17 protein-coding genes are annotated in these 16,641 nt (G+C 43.3%); all 17 read right to left on the bottom strand.

Features of this window, described 5'->3' with window-relative positions; genetic code table 11:
• Nucleotides 1–272: 272 nt before the first annotated feature.
• Complete coding sequence (locus RIF36_RS24505) at nt 273–863, bottom strand: YdcF family protein (protein WP_350125386.1); 591 nt, start codon at nt 861–863, stop codon at nt 273–275.
• A 168-nt stretch (nt 864–1,031) separates the two neighbouring features.
• Nucleotides 1,032–1,706, bottom strand: coding sequence for an acetyltransferase (locus tag RIF36_RS24500; RefSeq protein WP_350125383.1), 675 nt, complete (start codon nt 1,704–1,706; stop codon nt 1,032–1,034).
• A gap of 228 nt (nt 1,707–1,934) precedes the next feature.
• The gene (locus RIF36_RS24495; RefSeq protein ID WP_350072310.1) at nt 1,935–2,720 is read right to left on the bottom strand and encodes an SDR family NAD(P)-dependent oxidoreductase; all 786 of its coding nucleotides are present in this window, start codon (nt 2,718–2,720) and stop codon (nt 1,935–1,937) included.
• A complete protein-coding gene (locus RIF36_RS24490; RefSeq protein WP_350072309.1) occupies nt 2,720–3,484 on the bottom strand; it encodes an SDR family NAD(P)-dependent oxidoreductase in 765 nt (254 codons plus the stop codon). Before RIF36_RS24490 ends, RIF36_RS24495 begins: the two co-directional genes overlap by 1 nt.
• A gap of 144 nt (nt 3,485–3,628) precedes the next feature.
• Nucleotides 3,629–4,690, bottom strand: a complete 1,062-nt coding sequence (locus RIF36_RS24485; RefSeq protein ID WP_350072308.1) for a 3-oxoacyl-ACP synthase III family protein — start codon at nt 4,688–4,690, stop codon at nt 3,629–3,631.
• Between the two features lie 87 nt (nt 4,691–4,777).
• Nucleotides 4,778–5,005 (bottom strand): acyl carrier protein, encoded by a 228-nt coding sequence (locus RIF36_RS24480; RefSeq protein ID WP_339792897.1) that lies wholly within the window; start codon nt 5,003–5,005, stop codon nt 4,778–4,780.
• 26 nt (nt 5,006–5,031) lie between these two features.
• Complete coding sequence (locus RIF36_RS24475) at nt 5,032–6,096, bottom strand: ketoacyl-ACP synthase III (RefSeq protein WP_350125379.1); 1,065 nt, start codon at nt 6,094–6,096, stop codon at nt 5,032–5,034.
• 22 nt (nt 6,097–6,118) lie between these two features.
• Entirely contained in the window at nt 6,119–6,760 is a 642-nt protein-coding gene (locus RIF36_RS24470; protein WP_350072305.1) for an acetyltransferase, read from the bottom strand.
• A gap of 9 nt (nt 6,761–6,769) precedes the next feature.
• Nucleotides 6,770–7,381 carry a sugar transferase gene (locus RIF36_RS24465; protein WP_350072304.1) on the bottom strand — a complete coding sequence of 204 codons (612 nt, stop codon included), beginning with the start codon at nt 7,379–7,381 and terminating at the stop codon, nt 6,770–6,772.
• Nucleotides 7,382–7,477: 96 nt separating this feature from the next.
• Nucleotides 7,478–8,614: a glycosyltransferase family 4 protein gene (locus RIF36_RS24460; protein ID WP_350072303.1), complete on the bottom strand. Its 1,137-nt coding sequence runs from the start codon at nt 8,612–8,614 to the stop codon at nt 7,478–7,480.
• A 105-nt stretch (nt 8,615–8,719) separates the two neighbouring features.
• Nucleotides 8,720–9,862 (bottom strand): glycosyltransferase family 4 protein, encoded by a 1,143-nt coding sequence (locus tag RIF36_RS24455; RefSeq protein ID WP_350125377.1) that lies wholly within the window; start codon nt 9,860–9,862, stop codon nt 8,720–8,722.
• Entirely contained in the window at nt 9,835–10,734 is a 900-nt protein-coding gene (locus RIF36_RS24450; RefSeq protein WP_350125374.1) for an NAD-dependent epimerase/dehydratase family protein, read from the bottom strand. Before RIF36_RS24450 ends, RIF36_RS24455 begins: the two co-directional genes overlap by 28 nt.
• A 23-nt stretch (nt 10,735–10,757) precedes the next feature.
• Entirely contained in the window at nt 10,758–11,837 is a 1,080-nt protein-coding gene (locus tag RIF36_RS24445; RefSeq protein WP_350125371.1) for a glycosyltransferase, read from the bottom strand.
• Between the two features lie 13 nt (nt 11,838–11,850).
• Entirely contained in the window at nt 11,851–12,741 is an 891-nt protein-coding gene (locus RIF36_RS24440; RefSeq protein ID WP_350125368.1) for a hypothetical protein, read from the bottom strand.
• A complete protein-coding gene (locus RIF36_RS24435; protein ID WP_350124290.1) occupies nt 12,741–14,180 on the bottom strand; it encodes an MBOAT family O-acyltransferase in 1,440 nt (479 codons plus the stop codon). The genes RIF36_RS24440 and RIF36_RS24435 overlap by 1 nt, the downstream gene beginning before the upstream one ends.
• A 157-nt stretch (nt 14,181–14,337) precedes the next feature.
• Nucleotides 14,338–15,114 carry a hypothetical protein gene (locus RIF36_RS24430; RefSeq protein ID WP_350125365.1) on the bottom strand — a complete coding sequence of 259 codons (777 nt, stop codon included), beginning with the start codon at nt 15,112–15,114 and terminating at the stop codon, nt 14,338–14,340.
• A 101-nt stretch (nt 15,115–15,215) separates the two neighbouring features.
• A complete protein-coding gene (locus RIF36_RS24425; protein ID WP_350125362.1) occupies nt 15,216–16,622 on the bottom strand; it encodes an MBOAT family O-acyltransferase in 1,407 nt (468 codons plus the stop codon).
• Nucleotides 16,623–16,641 lie beyond the last annotated feature (19 nt).

Below are 16,641 nucleotides of genomic sequence, written 5' to 3'. Positions count from 1 at the left end.
GGAGATCGAAGACCGAAGGAAGGCGTCGGTACGGCGAGGGGGCATTTGCGTTGGGGCCGTCAGACGCTGGAAAGGTTAGTCCTTCGGCAGAGGCTACGGCAAGGAAACCCGCCTTCGCTAAAGCTTCTGGAGGTAAACCCGCCTTCGCTAAAGCATCGATGGATAGATGGTTCGGACTTTCGGATGGTTCAGATGGCAGGACGGTTCAGATGGCAGGACGGTTCGGATGGTTCCGACTGTCCGACTGTCCGAAAGTCTGAGTGACTGAATGTCTACAACAAAACCCACTTCGCCCATAATATGCCGAGGTACTCGTGCATCACAAGTTCGGTTTTTCTGAGGCTGGCAGTGGAAGGTAAAAAATCAAATAGCGTAAGGGAAATTTCTGTTTTGATGTGGTGATTGGTGGGAGCTGCGATGGGTTGCAGGCCTTTGGCCTCGAAAAGCATCATGGCACGGGGCATGTGGATGGCATCGGTGGCTATAACTACCTTGCTGCCTTTACCAAAACGGGCTACAAATTTTCCGGCTTCTTCCCAGGTATTGAGGGCTCCTCTGAGCTGAAGGGTATCGGAGGGCGGGACACCCAGGGCAAGGGCGCCTTCGGCGATGGCCTGTGCCTGGCTGATAGGTTGTGTGATCTGGCCTGCTGAACCAGCTACCTTGGCATCCGGCAGGGCTTTGTAGATACGCACCGCTTCAGCCAGCCTGCCCAAAGTGGTGATGTTCAGCCTGTTCAAAGGGGGGAGCTCCTCGTTGTACCCATACCCTGCGCCCAGCACGATAATAGGAATCGGCTCTTTCAATAGCGATAGCAGACCTAGGTCACATACGGGATAGGCACTTTCAAGTTGACGGATCAAGTAGTTAGGGATGAAGGATGTAGAAGTTGCAAGAAAAAGGCATGCGGATAGGAAAAAACTTACCCAAGCGATCTTCTGCTGACCATAAAAACGAAAAAAAACTCCAGGGAGCAGGAGTATAATCGAAATGAAAACCGGATTAAGAAAATATGCAAGGAGGGACTTCATTTATCCAGAAGAGTTTTTTGGAATCGCAATCACACGCTCCTTCTGACGGAAAAATACCACTGTATCGTCGTCTACGTCTTTATCAACAACCATCCCGGCAGCGATCTTGTTTCTGTCTCCTATTGTTATGCCTGGAATGGTTGCGCTATTGATACCGAAAAGGTTTTCATTTCCTACTTTGGTGAAGCCAGACAATGAGACATTAGGGCAAATAAAATTATAATGCCCCAGCTCAGAATCGTGGCCAATGCTGCAACGTGCGTTGAGCAGGGTAAAGTCTCCGATCTTTACATTAGGCCCGATGTTGACATTTGGTGCAACCACAACTCCCTGTCCGATTAAGGCACTTTTTGAGACATAAGTACCGGGGTGAATCACGGTAGCAAACCTGGCGCCAACAGCAACAAATTTCTCGATTATAGGGCGCCGGTAGGTCAGGTTGGCGATGCCCATTATGTACGACGCTTCATCTAGTATCTTGTGGTTGCGAATGGTACCCAAGAACGGGGCTGAAAAGGAATACCTGGCGTAACTATCCGGGTTGTCATCCAGAAAACCAACAACTTCCCATTCAGTGGATGCTGGGGCTTGATTGGCATACTGAATATATTCATCTATTTCAGCGGCATGGCCACCCGCTCCGATCACTATTAGTTTAGTTTGTTTGTCTGACATAAACTTTGTGTTTCTGCAAACCGTTCAAAAACAAGGGTTTCAATGACAGTACACTTTTTCACTTACCTGCCAGCAACAATTGATCTAATTTTCATGTGTATAAAATTTGTTTTTCAGCGGCCACATGGAATAGCCCCAGTTCCTTTGAAAATAAAAATCGATTGCTCTACGACGTTATTCATTCTCGTTGGGTGTGGCTCTCCTTATGGCTATTTCATCTGTCTTTCGTCACTTGGCAGTATACCCCCCATCGACTACCAGGTTTGTCCCTGTTATCCATCTTGCACTGTCCGACAAAAGAAAAACGCACGAATAAGCCACATCCTCGGGTTTTCCCAAGCCTAGCGGAAAGTTCTGTTTTCGCTTTTCCTGTTCTTCCGGGCCTAAACTTTGAAGGTACTTCAAGATCATCGGCGTCAAAACTGTTCCCGGAGAAATACAGTTAACATTAATATTTTTATTGGCTAGTTCGATCGCCATTGATTTTACAGCAGAAACAAGAGCTCCCTTTGATGCGGAATATCCTACCAGACCTGCCCTTCCAATCATAGATGTTATGGAAGAAATAAAAACAAAACTTGCATGATTTGAAACATACTTCTTTTTTGAGAATATTCCTGCGAGTTCCAATCCACCAACCACATTCAACTTATACAATTCATTGAAATCTGCTGATTTCATAGAGACAAGAGGAATTGTTTTTTCAATGCCAGCTGCGTGGACAAAACCATCGATGCGATTTTTGTTCCCAATGTATCGGTCGATGACGCCTCTGAATTCTTTCAAATCGCCCGACAAATCAAGGATGCAATAACTATGACGACTATCCGGGTTTTGCTTGCTAATTTCTTTCAATTCTTCCATTAGCAATTCTAATTTTTGCTTATTTCTTCCTAAAGCAATAATCTGCGCCCCTTGTTTTGCACATTCAAAAGCACAAGCTCGCCCAATGCCCGATGAGGCCCCCGTTACGACAATGGTCTTATTTGTTAGCAGAAATGGATGCATTGCCATCAAACCGCAGAATATCCTCCATCAATTATCAAATTAGAGCCAGTTATCCATCGACTTGCATCAGACAGGAGGAAGGCACAAGAATTAGCAACATCTTCAGGAGCCCCCAAGCCGAGTGGATGAGCATTCTTTATTTTTTCAAATGCCATTTGATCCTTGCTATAAGATGCATTGCTTAACATTGGCGTTACGACGACCCCTGGCGAAACAGCATTGACTCTAATATTTCGGGCCGCCAATTCGATAGAAAGTGACCTTACCCCCGATATCAGGGCACCTTTTGTCATTCCGTACAACGACTTTCCGGAGTCACCCACCACACCAATGATGGAAGCTATAAAAATGATACTGCCCTTGTTTGGTGACATGAAATATCTCTTTGTAACAATTCTGGTCAGATTTATAGCCCCAAAAACATTAACCGAAAAAAAATCTTCCATTTTAGCATTCGTGACTGATCTTAGCGGTATAGTAGTTGCTATGCCGGCCGAGTTAACGAGGCCATGCACTTTACCTAGTTTTTTAACTGATAATTCGACTACTTTTTCCATTTCTTCACTCTTTAGCAAATCCAAACAAAAAAATTGATGCTCCTTTTTTCGCTCCAATTGCGAAAGCGTGTCATTCAAGCGCTCCTCACTTTTGCCCAGTAACGTGAGATTCGCACCGAGCCTGCTGAATGCAATCGCACATTGACGCCCGATACCTGATGAAGCGCCTGTTACAATTACATGTTCGTTTGTTAAAAGAAATGGAGAATCCATGGTAGACTGGGTTCAAATATATTTTGGCATTGAAGAATAAGCGAGCAGCTCTTGAAGTTACCTATTAGAAACAGCACTCTCATCAAGATTGCGAACTGAATCTAGGTATGAACACAAGATTACTCCAATTATGATGTTAAATGTCTATAGTTCTACCAGATCACTTATTTGACAAGCCCTCATTTCGAGAATAGCAGAGGCCCAGGACATACCGACACCGAATCCACATAAAAGCACATTATTTGACTCTTTTAGTTGCAATTTCAGTTTGTCAACTATAGTCAATGGAATAGACACAGATGAAGTATTCCCGAACCGCTCCAAAGAGGTAGGAACTTTGTGCACAGGAATTTTTAGTTTTTTTACCAGATAGTTGTTCATATAACTATTAGCCTGGTGAAAAATATAATAATCCAGCGAATGTAAATCGGTTTCAGCATATTCCGACAATCTCCGAAGATCTTTCGGGATTTCATCAATTACAAAATTGAATACATCCGCACCATTCATGTAGCCATGCTCTTCGCTTCTTACGTTTCCGAAATCATCCACCATGCGGCTAGCCACTGTGTCGGCCGAGCTTGGTTTGCGATAGCCTCCGGCGTCTATTTTTATCAAATTCTCTCGACTCCCATCTGAATTTAGAGAAAAATAGCTGTCTCCAAATTTTTTATCTCGTTCAAGAACAGCCGCAACACCACCGTCTCCAAATAAATACGCAACTTTTCTGTCGTTTTCAGAATACACCCTTGACCGGGTTTCGCCATCCAACAGCAACACCTTGCGAAAACCACCTTGCTGAAGAAAAGAAAAAGCTATTGACAGACCGTAGACAAATGCCGAACATCCTAAGTTGACGTCAAATGCAGCAGTTTGCTTTGAAAGCCCTAACCTGTTTTGCAAAAGAACCGAGGTTGCGGGCATTCGATAGTCAGGGGTCTGAGAAATAAATAAGACAAGATCTATTTCTGATCGGTCAATAGCTAAATCTGTCAGTAGCTTTTCGGCTGCTGCGTAGCAAAGGTCAGAGGCACACATCCCGGGGGGGGCAAAACGCCTCTCAAATATCCCAGTCTTGCTGACGATATCATGTGCCACCTCTTTGCCAAAGAGAGCATTTTGGTAGGCCAGGTTATCAATCGTATTTGTTGGCACTGCGGCAGACAAACCTGAAATACCTATCCCATTAAAACTTAGTAGTGACATAGTAAAAGCATCTTTTAAAATATTCGACGGTGCATAATTGTCAGACTATTACAATAATTAACTTGTCACAATTCAATACTTGGGATGTTAAACCATTCTCTTTTTAACTTCTACCATTAGTTCTCCAACTGTGTTTAGTTTATTAAACTCGGCCTGTTCAATGACAACACCAAATTCCTCATCAAGAATTGCTATAAGTGATAGATGACCTAACGAATCCCATTCCTCATAGTCTCGAAAAGTATCTGTGAGGTCGATTGTCCTATCTTCCAATTCTAACGCCTCTTTGAAAGCTTTGATAAATTTTTCTTCCATTTTTCTTCTTTTAAATGTGTTTTAATTCATATTTCAATAACCGGAGGACACACAATTTTATTCGTTTCCAAAATCACAGAAGCCCATGACAATCCTACCCCAAATCCGCATGCAACAATGACGTTGTGTCGGAATCTAAGTGGGTCGCATAGTTGCGAAACCATCGTTAAAGGAATAGATGACGATGAAGTATTTCCATACTCTGGAAGTGAATATGGCACCTTTTCCGGCTCAATTTTAAGCTTCTTTCTAATTTTTTCGTTCATCATTTTATTAGCCTGATGCAAAACGAGATAGTCGATGGCGTCAATCTTGATGTCAAAATACTCTAATACGCTGGATATACTTTTTGGCGCTTTAGTTATTCCAAACGTAAAAACGCCGGGCCCATCAAGAATGCTTTGAAGACTATTTCTAACAATACCGGGCTCAATCTCGTGTTCAACCAAAGAATCACTGGAGAAAAAATTCCTGAAGCCACCATCAGGAATCATTATAGCTTTGTGACTACTTCCATCGGTGGCTGCATGAATCTTCAGCCCGATGCTCCCCTCTTCATACTGAACGGCAGTTGCAGTGCCGGCATCGCCGAAAAGTGGGTATGTGCTTTTGTCTTTTGGAGATTTGGTTATGGTGGTGGTATCGCCAACTAACAGTAAACCCTTTTTCATGTTGACACTTGAAGAAAGCAGTGATGCAATCGTAGTTAATCCATATACCCAACCAGAGCAGCCAAGGGATATATCCATTGCGTAACATTCCTGGCTAAGCCCCAGCCTATTTTGAAGAATACATGCAGTAGCTGGGAAAATGTAGTCCGGGGTTTGTGATACAAATATCAGATAACCTATCTCACTTCTTTCCCACCCAATTTCAGCCAGGAGAGTCTCTGCCGCTTGAAAACAAAGGTCTGAAGCACATAAATCGCTTCCTTTAACTGTATGCCGTTTCAATATGCCTGTCGCCTGAATAAACTTGTTCCTATCATCTTCTGTCTCAAACAAAGAGAGCTCTCGGTTATCTTCGATTTTTTTTGGAACGCAAGCAGCCATTCCTTTGACGGCAATGTTAGGAATATATTGAAAAGCCATATTCGATACTTAATGTTATTTACTAAAATACAATCCGTTTCGCCGGGTTCCCTAAATACAATGCATCATTCTTTGTGTTCCGCATGATAACGCTTCCGGCACCAACTCTAGTTCTGTTTCCTATTTTCAATCCCTGAAGAACGGTAGATTGAACGCCGAAAAAGTTAGCATTGCCAATGGTAGTTTCGCCTGAAATGCGGGAAGAGGGGCCAATAACGTTGTAGTCTCCCGTCACTACGTCGTGACCCAACGAAACCATACTGTTTAGCAAATTAAAGTTGCCAATTGTGACATCGCAGCTTATTCGGCAACTGAAGAAGACAACATTGCCCTTCCCAATCTTCATGGACGCTTTGTCAAGAAATAGAACATTAGGTGCAATTAGGTTTGGAAAATACACAAGCTGATTGTCAATTTTCCCGGACAAATCTTCTATTACCGCAGGGCTCGCCACTGAAATGACAATTCCCAGTTCTTCTGAGTAACTATTTAAGTCTTGAATTCCTCCCAATACTGTCCCAAATTTGTTCTTGAAGCCTTTTGGAAGCCCGTCATCAAAAAACCCGATGAAATCCCAAGTTAGAAACTCACTGTTGATATGGTTGATCAAACATGCAATTTCTTTTCCGAACCCGCCTGCACCGTAGATTGCTATCTTCTTCAATTTGTTATTCTAATTTGCCCTATTTCCCTTAAATGCTTCCATTGTAACATCCTTTGCTGAGTTGATTCCTTCCTTCATAAAGACCTTTTTGATAGTAAGAAAAAGAATTTTCATATCAAGGCTCAGGGAAACATTATCTACATAATACAAATCAAATGTGAATCGCTGTTCCCAAGAAATAGAATTCCTTCCATTTACTTGCGCCCATCCAGTGATTCCAGGCCTAACTTCATGGCGACGTGCCTGCTGGTCATTATAAAGAGGCAAGTATTGGATCAAAAGAGGCCTTGGCCCGACAAGACTCATCTCACCTTTCAAAACATTAAATAATTGAGGGATTTCATCTAAGGACGTCGACCGCACAAGCCTCCCCACTCTGGTTATTCTTTCACTATCTTTAAGCAGATTACCCATGGAATCACGCTTGTCGTTCATGGTCTTAAACTTAATCACTCGGAAAAGCACACCATTTTTTCCAGGCCTATTCTGAAAAAAGAAAGGCTTGCCTCTATTCGAAATTACGAGTATCACCGAAAGTGAGACGAGCACTGGCGATACTAACACAAGTAAGGTAGCGGCCACACTAATATCTATTAGCCTCTTAAACAAAAAAACGTACATAGCGACTTTTAAACTGAGGTCTTTTTACTGATTGTGAGCGTCAGTGGATAGCCTTTTTTCAGTTTCTGCAGGGTGATCCAGGGCTTGATCGAAAATCTAAGCTGAATACCATGCGGCAATTTCTGACGCATTATTTGGAGTGTACTTTTTCGAGGCATCTAATGCATTCTTTGAAAGCTGGTCTTTCAACACGTTGTCCTGCATCAATTTCCTAATAAATGAAACCATTTGATCCAATTGAGACGGCGAAAAAGATTCGCCGACCAAATGTTCTTTAACCAAACAAGCGAGTTCAGAACTCGGGTCGGCAATACATAATAGGGGGCGGCCGGCAGACAACAAACTAAATGTCTTGCTGGGCACGCTTAGCAAAGATGCCTCTCGCCCCAAACTCACCACCCCTAAGTCAGCAGCCGACATACTGTAAGGTAACATCTGGACAGGCAATAGCGACAATAATCTGCAATTTTTCAATTTCAATTTTTCAATTTTCTTATCGATCATGTCACGTTTCTCACCGCCACCAATAATAAGCACGAAGGCATCGGTGTCCTGTAGTTTCTCGGCAATATCGACCAGGATATCTACATCGTGCGTGCGGCCAAGATTCCCAGAATACATGATAACAAATTTGTCGGCAAGGCTTTGGTCAGTAATGAAAGGGTTTTTGTCCTTTGGTATTTGCTTAAAGAAAAGTCCGTCGGCCCACACATTAACAGTGTCTATGGGCACGCCAGGGTAATATTGAAGTAAATTCTGCCTCATTCCTGAACTTATGGTTATTACCCTTGTGGCTCTTTTGAAAACAATTTCGTGGTATTTTCTCCATTTTCGAACAATGAATGACTCTTCCTTCAACACCTTATACTCAATGAGAGCGTCTGGATAGACGTCAAAAATCAAAAAACTGAAAGAGTTTCGGCAAAAGAAAGGAAGCAAGGTGGAGAACGGAGGGTTGGTGACCAAAAAAAGATGAGCTTTCGGGTATTTCCACCGAATTAACCAAACGATCTGAATAAAGCCCCAAACCCATGTAAAAATCCTTCTAAATTTTGTACTGCGATCGTAGGGAATTATTCTTTCTTGTTTCACTTCCTTCTGAAGCGCAGTGTTTCGCTCCACCACAATTCCTGAAATAATTGTTCGTTCGTCATAAATCCCGTCAAATGCGTTGACAATGTCGATCATGAGATACCCTGAGCTTTGATTGACGAAGACTATCTGGCTCTTCATTTTTGGATCGGCATATAATAAGGTCTATTGCATTGAACCCAGGTGGAAAAATTCCACGAATTTGAAAAATGAACGAGCATTTGTAAAAAAGTAATCAACCTTTGCTTAACTAAAAATAGAAATAAAGCTTCTTGCTGCCTTTCTAACTCTTTCATCGTAACGCTCAAAGATCATCTTGTCGAAATCGGTTCTCTCAGGAAACTCTTTGATAGCTGACGCCAGCTGATTTGGGCTATGTGGATCAAAATATACGCCCCAACTGCCAAGTTGTTCCACGTTCACATCGATATCTGAGGCAATAACGGGAGTTTGCAGGGATATCGCATCTTCAATCACCGTGCTCCATCCTTCAAAAAGACTAGGCTGGATGACAGCCTGTGCGTACTTCATAAGACAAAGCTGCTCTTCTCTCGCAAGCAGCCCCAGAAGAAATACTTGTCCTTGCAACTCGTGGTCAGCGATCAGAGATTTCAATTCGGCAATGTGCGGCATGCTGGTATCGTCAGGGATTTTTCCCGTCATGACCACAACTGGTTTGCAACCTTGGCTTTTTAGCCTGATGAGTGCCTCTAACACAATTTTATGGTTTTTGTGCTTGTGAAATTGGTTGGAGACTAAAAAATAGCCAGCTGGCAACTTGAACTTGTCGGTAACAATGTCCCGACCGGGAAAACTAAAACTATCGATCACTGAAGCAAAATGGAATACATGAAGGTTACTGGCTTTTGAAGCACGGTAAAACCGGTTAAAATCGTCTCGGACGGCCTCGCTTGAGACCACCAGGTCTTTGTTATTCCAAAGAATTAATCTGGTTCTCAGTTCGCTTTCCCATAAATATTTCTTGTTAAAAAAATGGGGATAGTGTTTGTGCTGCAAGTCTGCATACCAGCTCACAAGCTTCACCTTGCCTCTGCTTCGCACAGGATAGTCTCTCAGGGGGAATATCGCATCAACGGAATATTTTCTTATAATAGGCTCGACGAACTGGTTTTTTAGTGTCAACCAAGAGTTAATATAGCCTTTGTAGAAGGAAGGAAACTCCCATTCCACAGCTTCCAGATAAGGATACTCAATTTCATCGACAAACCTTTTTAGGTCCTTTCTGTAAAAGAGAATAATTCTGGGCTTTTCCTCATCATCCAGCCAATTCAATATTTTGATTGCATTCAGGATATAGATCAGCCCACCCATCCAGGTACTCCTGAAATTGTAGATGATTCCTATTGTTTTTCTTTCTGTTGCACCCATTGGTAGTAGCGCCGGAGGCCTTCCTCTAATGTAAATTCGGGACTGTAGTTATAGTTCTCTTTTATTTTTGAAATGTCCGCCACCCAGCGTGATGGGTCGCCCTGTCGTTCAGTCTGCGTAAATTTAATTTGAGGCGGATGAGGGTAATAGGAAAAGAATGTCTCGGCTGCAGACCTGATTGAAGTTTCTATGCCGCTAGCCGCATTGACCGCCTCCCCATGAAACTTACCGTGTATGGCTATCAACTCAATAAGTCTCACCAAATCAAGTACATAAATGAAGTCCCTGGTTTCGTTACCTGAGCCAAATAGTTCTACTTTTAGTTTGGCCTTTGACTTTTGATAGAGGTCCCAGAAAATTTGTTTTGTGAGCCCCTCTCCATACGCTGAAAAAACTCGCAAGCTACAAGTGGCCAAACCGAATTGTTCATAGAACTCTCTGCATATCGTTTCACTCATGTACTTGTGATACCCATAAGGGGACAATGGTTTCGGGATCGCCTCTTCAGCCACGGGCAGGCTTGTTGGGTTGCCGTAGACCGCAGCACTCGACAAATTGATGAAACGACAATCGGGTTGTTTGTCTCTTATCGCATTCAATAAACCAAAGACATTACTGGTATTCAAATGATAGTCTCGGCGGGGGTTTCTAATGGAGTCGGGCACACTTGCTGCGCCGGAACAATTAACACACAAATCGAACACCTGTTCTTTGAACACACTCTCAAAACCATCGTTCGTAGTATCAATGAGAAAGTAGTTTTTAGCGACGTAGTCCACTATTACATCTGCGCCGTAGACATTGTACCCTTTATTCTCCAAATAGGTCTTTAAGTGCGAGCCAATAAATCCCCGCACGCCTATTATTATCACTTTTTTTATGGTTACGCTATTTTTCACTCCCGGGGAACAATAAAATCATAAAATCTTCTTCCAATTACCAAAGGATCAAATTTGTCGACACTTTTAATAGCTCTGTCACTCATATCCTTTTGCAAACCAGGGTTGTCTATCAGTTGCTGAAGGCGCCTCTCAAATAACTTTTGATCAAAAAGCGGGATCAAGAAACCGTTTTGTCCATCTGTTATCATTTCAGCTGGCCCAGCCACACAATCATAGCTCACCACAGGCAAGCCAGCAGCCAGGGCCTCGCCAATTACATTTGGAAAACCCTCTGAGGAAGAAGTGAACGCAAATAAAGACGCCCTATTATAATACAATTCCACATCGAGGCGCTTACCGGCAAACTCTACCCTGTCAGCGACCCCCAAACTAACCGCCAACCGCTTCAACCTTTCAAGGTGATGTTGTTTCAGGTGATCCTCCCCCACAATGACCAACCGCCATTCCGGGGCATTCAATTGCGCAAAAATCGTAATGAGCTGATCCTGGTGCTTGGTCTGGATGAGCCTTCCTACCATGAGAATTTCTTTTTCCCTTGGCCTGTCTGTAGTTGCAATCTTTCTTATTGGGTTCCCAATTACCTCCATCCGCTTCGGTTTGTATATTTTGCGATAGATGGCGGCAGCCGTTTCAGTTTGTGCAATCACGCCTGCTGCCGTGGGGTAGAGCCATCTTCTGAGTTGGTGTTGCATCCTTCCCAACGGCTTGTCGGGCTGGCTTCTGTCGGACACAAACACCTGCAAACCAGTTCCAAAGGTTGCCAGCAAAACAAAGGAGTTCCAATATTCGCCAAAGCTCAGAGCCGAAGTCGGCTTCAGCTCCTTCAGTATCTTTCTTAGAAAAAACAATGTTCGGACGGTAGAAAAAAAACGGCTGCTATTTTTAAAAACAAAGGGAGGTAGGTGCAGCGTCACATTTTTAGGCACTGGGTAAAAAACTTCTCTATTGAAACCATAAAGCACCAAATGGATTTCCATCTCTTCTCTTGCAGCAAAGTAAGCTACCACTTCCAGCATTACACGCTCCATCCCTCCTGCCTGCAGGCAGTGCGTCACAAAACATACTCTTCTCATTTAAGGAAATTATTCATTGAAAATTGCCTGATTCTTCCTCTTCCAAAATTGCCGCCTTGATCGCTTCAAAAAGCTTCACAGAACCCGCATAGTTCAAATGATTCTCGCTCAGCCAATCTGCCCGGGAGTTGAGCAATGGCCCTGCAACGTCACGCCGATTTAGGTTAACAACCTTAAACTTAACATCAGGGCCAAATCCAACATATACATCATCGCAATTATTCTGCTTCCTACTCCAACAAGGCATTTCAAATGCAAGAAATTTGATGCCCTGGTCAGCACATTGTTGGGCGATATGTTTTAAAAAAGTGTAACCTTTGCTCTGATAGTCTGTTGTGCAGTTGGCGATGGAGGAATTTTCGAACACAGTTCCGTCAGCAACAGAGCGCTCTAGTATAAGCTGTCCGGCTACGACTGAGGACTTTCGGCGCTCAGAAGACAATATCTTCTTAAAGTTCTCAATAAAAAGCCATCGAAATTTGAATAGGGGAAGCTCCTCCAATTCGAAGCGCCACAACCCATAATAATTCTCAATTATAGGATTAACTACATACTCTCTGTTGTAGTTAATATGACAACTGCTTAAAAAAAACAGCACAAACTCCGGTCGATTATTGCGGGCTAGGTAGTGCTCCAACTGGATGTAATTGGACTCGATAGACGACCCCGCAAGGGAGAAATTATAAGCAGTTCCTACTGAGTCGGATAGCATTTGGGTATTTACTCCATCGAGTGCTGTGCTATTACCCAGTACAAGGATTTCAAATGATTCGTCAGTAAAATTAACTGACTCGTCCGTCTTCCGAAATTCAGCATCTACCTTGCTAAGGGCAAACAAGTACAGCGCATTTACAGCCAAAAAGGCGATCAGAAGGAAGGCTACAAAGACTCCAAATTTTCTCATCAGAATTGGAAGTAGATAAAGCTCTGTTTCGAAAACTCGCCAAACAGGCAAATCAATATCAAAAGTGCAAGGGAAGATAGAAAAGCAGCCTTTTCCCCATACTTGATCATCTCATTTTTTCTATAGAGGTAAATCCAGCTAAAGAAGAAGAAAGCTGAAAATGAAAAGACTAGTGTGATGATCTCATTGTTCGGAATTGCCAACAGGCGCCCACCTGTCGGTGAAAAGACACCTTTGATGTAGCCCACCGCACTACCAACCGATTCTGATCTAAAAAACACCCAGGCTAAAGTCACTACCGAAAATGTCAAAGCCACTTTTAGCGTATCGACAAGCCCAGGCAAAAGCTTCGTTCCGGAGACAATATCGGCTTTGTACTTTGCATTTGACTTAACCACAAACGAGGGAATAAACAATAATGCGTGGATTCCTCCCCATGCCAGAAATGTCCAGTTCGCCCCGTGCCAGAGTCCACTGGTCAAAAACACAATGAAAACATTTCTGATGGCCACCGAACTTCTTACTCTCGATCCCCCCAACGGATAGTAAACATAGTCCCGGAACCACGTCGATAATGAAATGTGCCACCTTCGCCAAAACTCTCCTATATTCCTTGACAAGTAAGGAAAATTAAAATTGCTCATCAGGTCGATACCAAACAGCCTGGCCGTTCCGATAGCGATGTCTGAATAACCACTGAAGTCTCCATATATTTGGAATGAAAAAGCTATGGCGGCGAAAATTAGCGAAAGCGAGTTGTACTCCTCATGCGATCCGTACACTTCACTTACCATTCCTGCCAGCGCATCAGCAATCACCACTTTCTTAAAGAAGCCCCATAGTATTTGCTCAATCCCCTCAATAGCCTTTGCTGAACTAAAGGTTCTTCGTTTCTCAATTTGTGGAAGGAGATTCGACGCCCTCTCGATGGGCCCAGCCACCAGCTGAGGAAAGAACGAAACAAAGGCGGCAAAGTTGACAAAATTTCTTGTTGGCTGAAGTCGTCCGTAGTAAATGTCCAATGAGTAGGACATGGTTTGAAAGGTGTAAAACGAAATACCAACTGGCAGCACAATACTGATCGTCCAGGGATCCATGTAGATGCCCATCTGGCTAAATAGTTCAATCCACGAACCCACAAAAAAGTTGTAGTACTTAAAAAACCCCAGCAGCCCCAGGTTGAATACCATGCTGAAAGTGAGCCAAATCTTCCTTGTTTGCCGTTGTTGCGCAGCGTCAATCCTCAGCCCTGTGATGAAGTCGACGACAGTACTTAAAAAAATCAACGACAGGAATCTCCAGTCCCACCAGCCGTAAAAAACATAGCTGGCCACCAGTAACAGCACATTCTGAAGCCGAAGGCTTTTGCCAAATACAAACCAGTATAGCGCAAAAACGGCGGGCAGGAACAGAAGAAACTCTACTGAATTAAATAGCATATCACCTTTACTGCCCTATCAAGGCCTTTATTTTGACTTTCTGACGATGCATTCTGATCAACATTCTATAGAGGCTCGCAGCACAGTTAAACAATACTTGACAATCCAATATTCAAGATAATAGTCGATTAATGTGACTATCCTTATTGAGACCAAACTATTCTGAAACCTCGCCCATAACGGAATTTAAATATTCGGTCAGCTTCACTGCTCCTCTACCGTTTACATGTGAATTATCATGGAAATCGCCGTACTCAAGAGAAATCTGGGTCAAGTCGATGATGTTTCCCCGGCCGAATATTTTCACGTAGTCGCTTAAGCAACCGCTTTTGGGGTATGGAGGAATTAGAACAAAAATTCTGCAATTAGCCTGGGCTTCAACGGTGCGAAATAGGGTATTGATTCTTAGTAACGAATTTCGATAGCCAACAGGCAGTGGAACAAGGCAATTGTCGAACTCGTTTTTAAAGGCTACCAATGAATCTCTATCAGCCTTTACACTCAAATGGCTGATAGACTTTTCCAATGGCCTCCATCGGAATTTCTGACCAGCATTTGGCCCAAAATGGGTAATATCACGGACGACCCTTGCGAAAATAGCCGGCCAATGCTCAGCCGGATAGTCGGAAAAATTTGCGTAGCGGTATCTGATAAACGATTCCGAAAAATACCACCATTGCCCATATCCACTACTGATCTCGTTCGCCTCCTGTAGATCTAAATATATAGTCCGTCCATCCAGCAAATGATGCTCCTTGAGCTTCATGAGGACGGCGACAGATGCAAAAGCAAATTGCCCCCCTTCAGCCAATATGGTTGATTCCTCGCTTAACAGGGAGTCGATGATGCTCCATTTCAGCTTAGAGCTGCCAATGAAAATGTTCTCTTTTACTTCTCCACTCTCTAAAGCTTGCACCAGATAGGTATTGCTCATTCTGTCGTATCTATAGAAATCAACGAGCAACAGAACTGTAGCAAAAAGGGAAAAAAACGCCCCAAACTTTAAAGTTTCCTTTAGGAGACTGCGCAAATTATCTAAAATTGAAAATAGATGAAGTCAGATCCCGATCTGGTCGAATGTGAAATAATGGAAAAGGCCAAAACAGCGTACGAAAAGTATCTTAACGCTCTGTAACCTGCCATATCATAATCTATCCTCTTAAAAAAGAAAACAAGCAATTCAATCATCAAAAAGAAGGCGACGTACTTGAATGAGGGGATGTAGTCGGGCGTAAAATGGAGGGACAGATGCCTTACGTAATCAAATGCTTTCGCCAAACTCTCCGATCTGAAAAAAATCCAGGCAAAGCAAACGATGAGGAAAGTCCATGCAGTTTTTATGGCCACCAAGAAAAATGAGCTTTTGCTCCTTATCACTTCTACCTTCTTTTGCTTTAAGTAGAAGGATGGGATGAAGTAGAGGGCATGTAAAGCCCCCCATACCACAAAAGTCCAGTTGGCACCATGCCAAAGTCCACTGACCAGAAACACAACAAAAACATTTCTTACGGCCGTTTTTGTCGCCACCCTTGACCCTCCCAACGGGTAATAAACATAGTCTCTGAACCAGGTTGAAAGTGAAATATGCCACTTCCTCCAAAATTCAGCTATCGAGGACGAAAAATAGGGAAAGTTGAAGTTCACCATGAGCTTTATGCCAAACAGCTTTGCTACGCCAATCGCTATATCAGAATAACCGCTAAAGTCGCAGTAAATCTGAAGTGCAAAGAACAGCGCTCCCAAAACAAGCGTTCCCCCGGCAAAACCAGGGTAGTTAGCGAATATTTCATTTACAGGGCCTGACAATGAATCGGCAATCACCACTTTCTTAAACAGCCCGAAAAGAATCTGTCTCAATCCCTCTACACCAGTTCGATAGTCCCATTTCCTTGGGTTCGCAATTTGGGGCAAAAGACTGGACGCTCTCTCAATGGGGCCAGCCACCAGCTGCGGGAAGAACGATACAAAGGCGGCAAAGTTGACAAAATTCGTTGTTGGCTTTAGTCGTTCGTAATAAATGTCCAATGAGTAGGACATGGTTTGAAAGGTGTAAAAGGAAATACCCACCGGCAGCACAATATTCATTGTCCAGGGGTCCATGTAGATGCCCATCTGGCTAAATAGTTCAATCCACGAACCGACAAAAAAGTTGTAGTACTTAAAAAAGCCCAGCAGCCCCAGGTTGGATACCATGCTGACAGTGAGCCAAATCTTCCTTGTTTGCCGTTGTTGCGCAGCGTCAATCCTCAGCCCTGTGATGAAGTCGACGACGGTACTTAAAAAAATCAACGAAAGGAATCTCCAGTCCCACCAGCCGTAAAAAACATAGCTGGCCAACAGCAACAGCATGTTCTGAAGCCTAAGGCTTTTGCCAAACACAAACCAGTATAGCGCAAAAACGACTGGAAGGAACAGAAGAAATTCTATAGAGTTAAATAGCATAAAACGTGGCTAAGGCCAC

It is taken from the genome of Imperialibacter sp., assembly GCF_040222815.1.
Lineage (GTDB): Bacteria > Bacteroidota > Bacteroidia > Cytophagales > Cyclobacteriaceae > Imperialibacter.
The sequence above is the reverse complement of the archived record's forward strand: the minus strand, read 5'-3'. Positions and strand labels throughout refer to the sequence as shown.

Coding starts and splice junctions, on each gene's coding strand:
- RIF36_RS24500 (WP_350125383.1), bottom strand. CDS start 1,706: ATGTCAGACAAACAAACTAAACTAATAGTGATCGGAGCGGGTGGCCAT.
- RIF36_RS24495 (WP_350072310.1), bottom strand. CDS start 2,720: ATGGCAATGCATCCATTTCTGCTAACAAATAAGACCATTGTCGTAACG.
- RIF36_RS24490 (WP_350072309.1), bottom strand. CDS start 3,484: ATGGATTCTCCATTTCTTTTAACAAACGAACATGTAATTGTAACAGGC.
- RIF36_RS24485 (WP_350072308.1), bottom strand. CDS start 4,690: ATGTCACTACTAAGTTTTAATGGGATAGGTATTTCAGGTTTGTCTGCC.
- RIF36_RS24480 (WP_339792897.1), bottom strand. CDS start 5,005: ATGGAAGAAAAATTTATCAAAGCTTTCAAAGAGGCGTTAGAATTGGAA.
- RIF36_RS24475 (WP_350125379.1), bottom strand. CDS start 6,096: ATGGCTTTTCAATATATTCCTAACATTGCCGTCAAAGGAATGGCTGCT.
- RIF36_RS24465 (WP_350072304.1), bottom strand. CDS start 7,381: ATGTACGTTTTTTTGTTTAAGAGGCTAATAGATATTAGTGTGGCCGCT.
- RIF36_RS24460 (WP_350072303.1), bottom strand. CDS start 8,614: ATGAAGAGCCAGATAGTCTTCGTCAATCAAAGCTCAGGGTATCTCATG.
- RIF36_RS24455 (WP_350125377.1), bottom strand. CDS start 9,862: ATGGGTGCAACAGAAAGAAAAACAATAGGAATCATCTACAATTTCAGG.
- RIF36_RS24445 (WP_350125371.1), bottom strand. CDS start 11,837: ATGAGAAGAGTATGTTTTGTGACGCACTGCCTGCAGGCAGGAGGGATG.
- RIF36_RS24440 (WP_350125368.1), bottom strand. CDS start 12,741: ATGAGAAAATTTGGAGTCTTTGTAGCCTTCCTTCTGATCGCCTTTTTG.
- RIF36_RS24435 (WP_350124290.1), bottom strand. CDS start 14,180: ATGCTATTTAATTCAGTAGAGTTTCTTCTGTTCCTGCCCGCCGTTTTT.
- RIF36_RS24430 (WP_350125365.1), bottom strand. CDS start 15,114: ATGAGCAATACCTATCTGGTGCAAGCTTTAGAGAGTGGAGAAGTAAAA.
- RIF36_RS24425 (WP_350125362.1), bottom strand. CDS start 16,622: ATGCTATTTAACTCTATAGAATTTCTTCTGTTCCTTCCAGTCGTTTTT.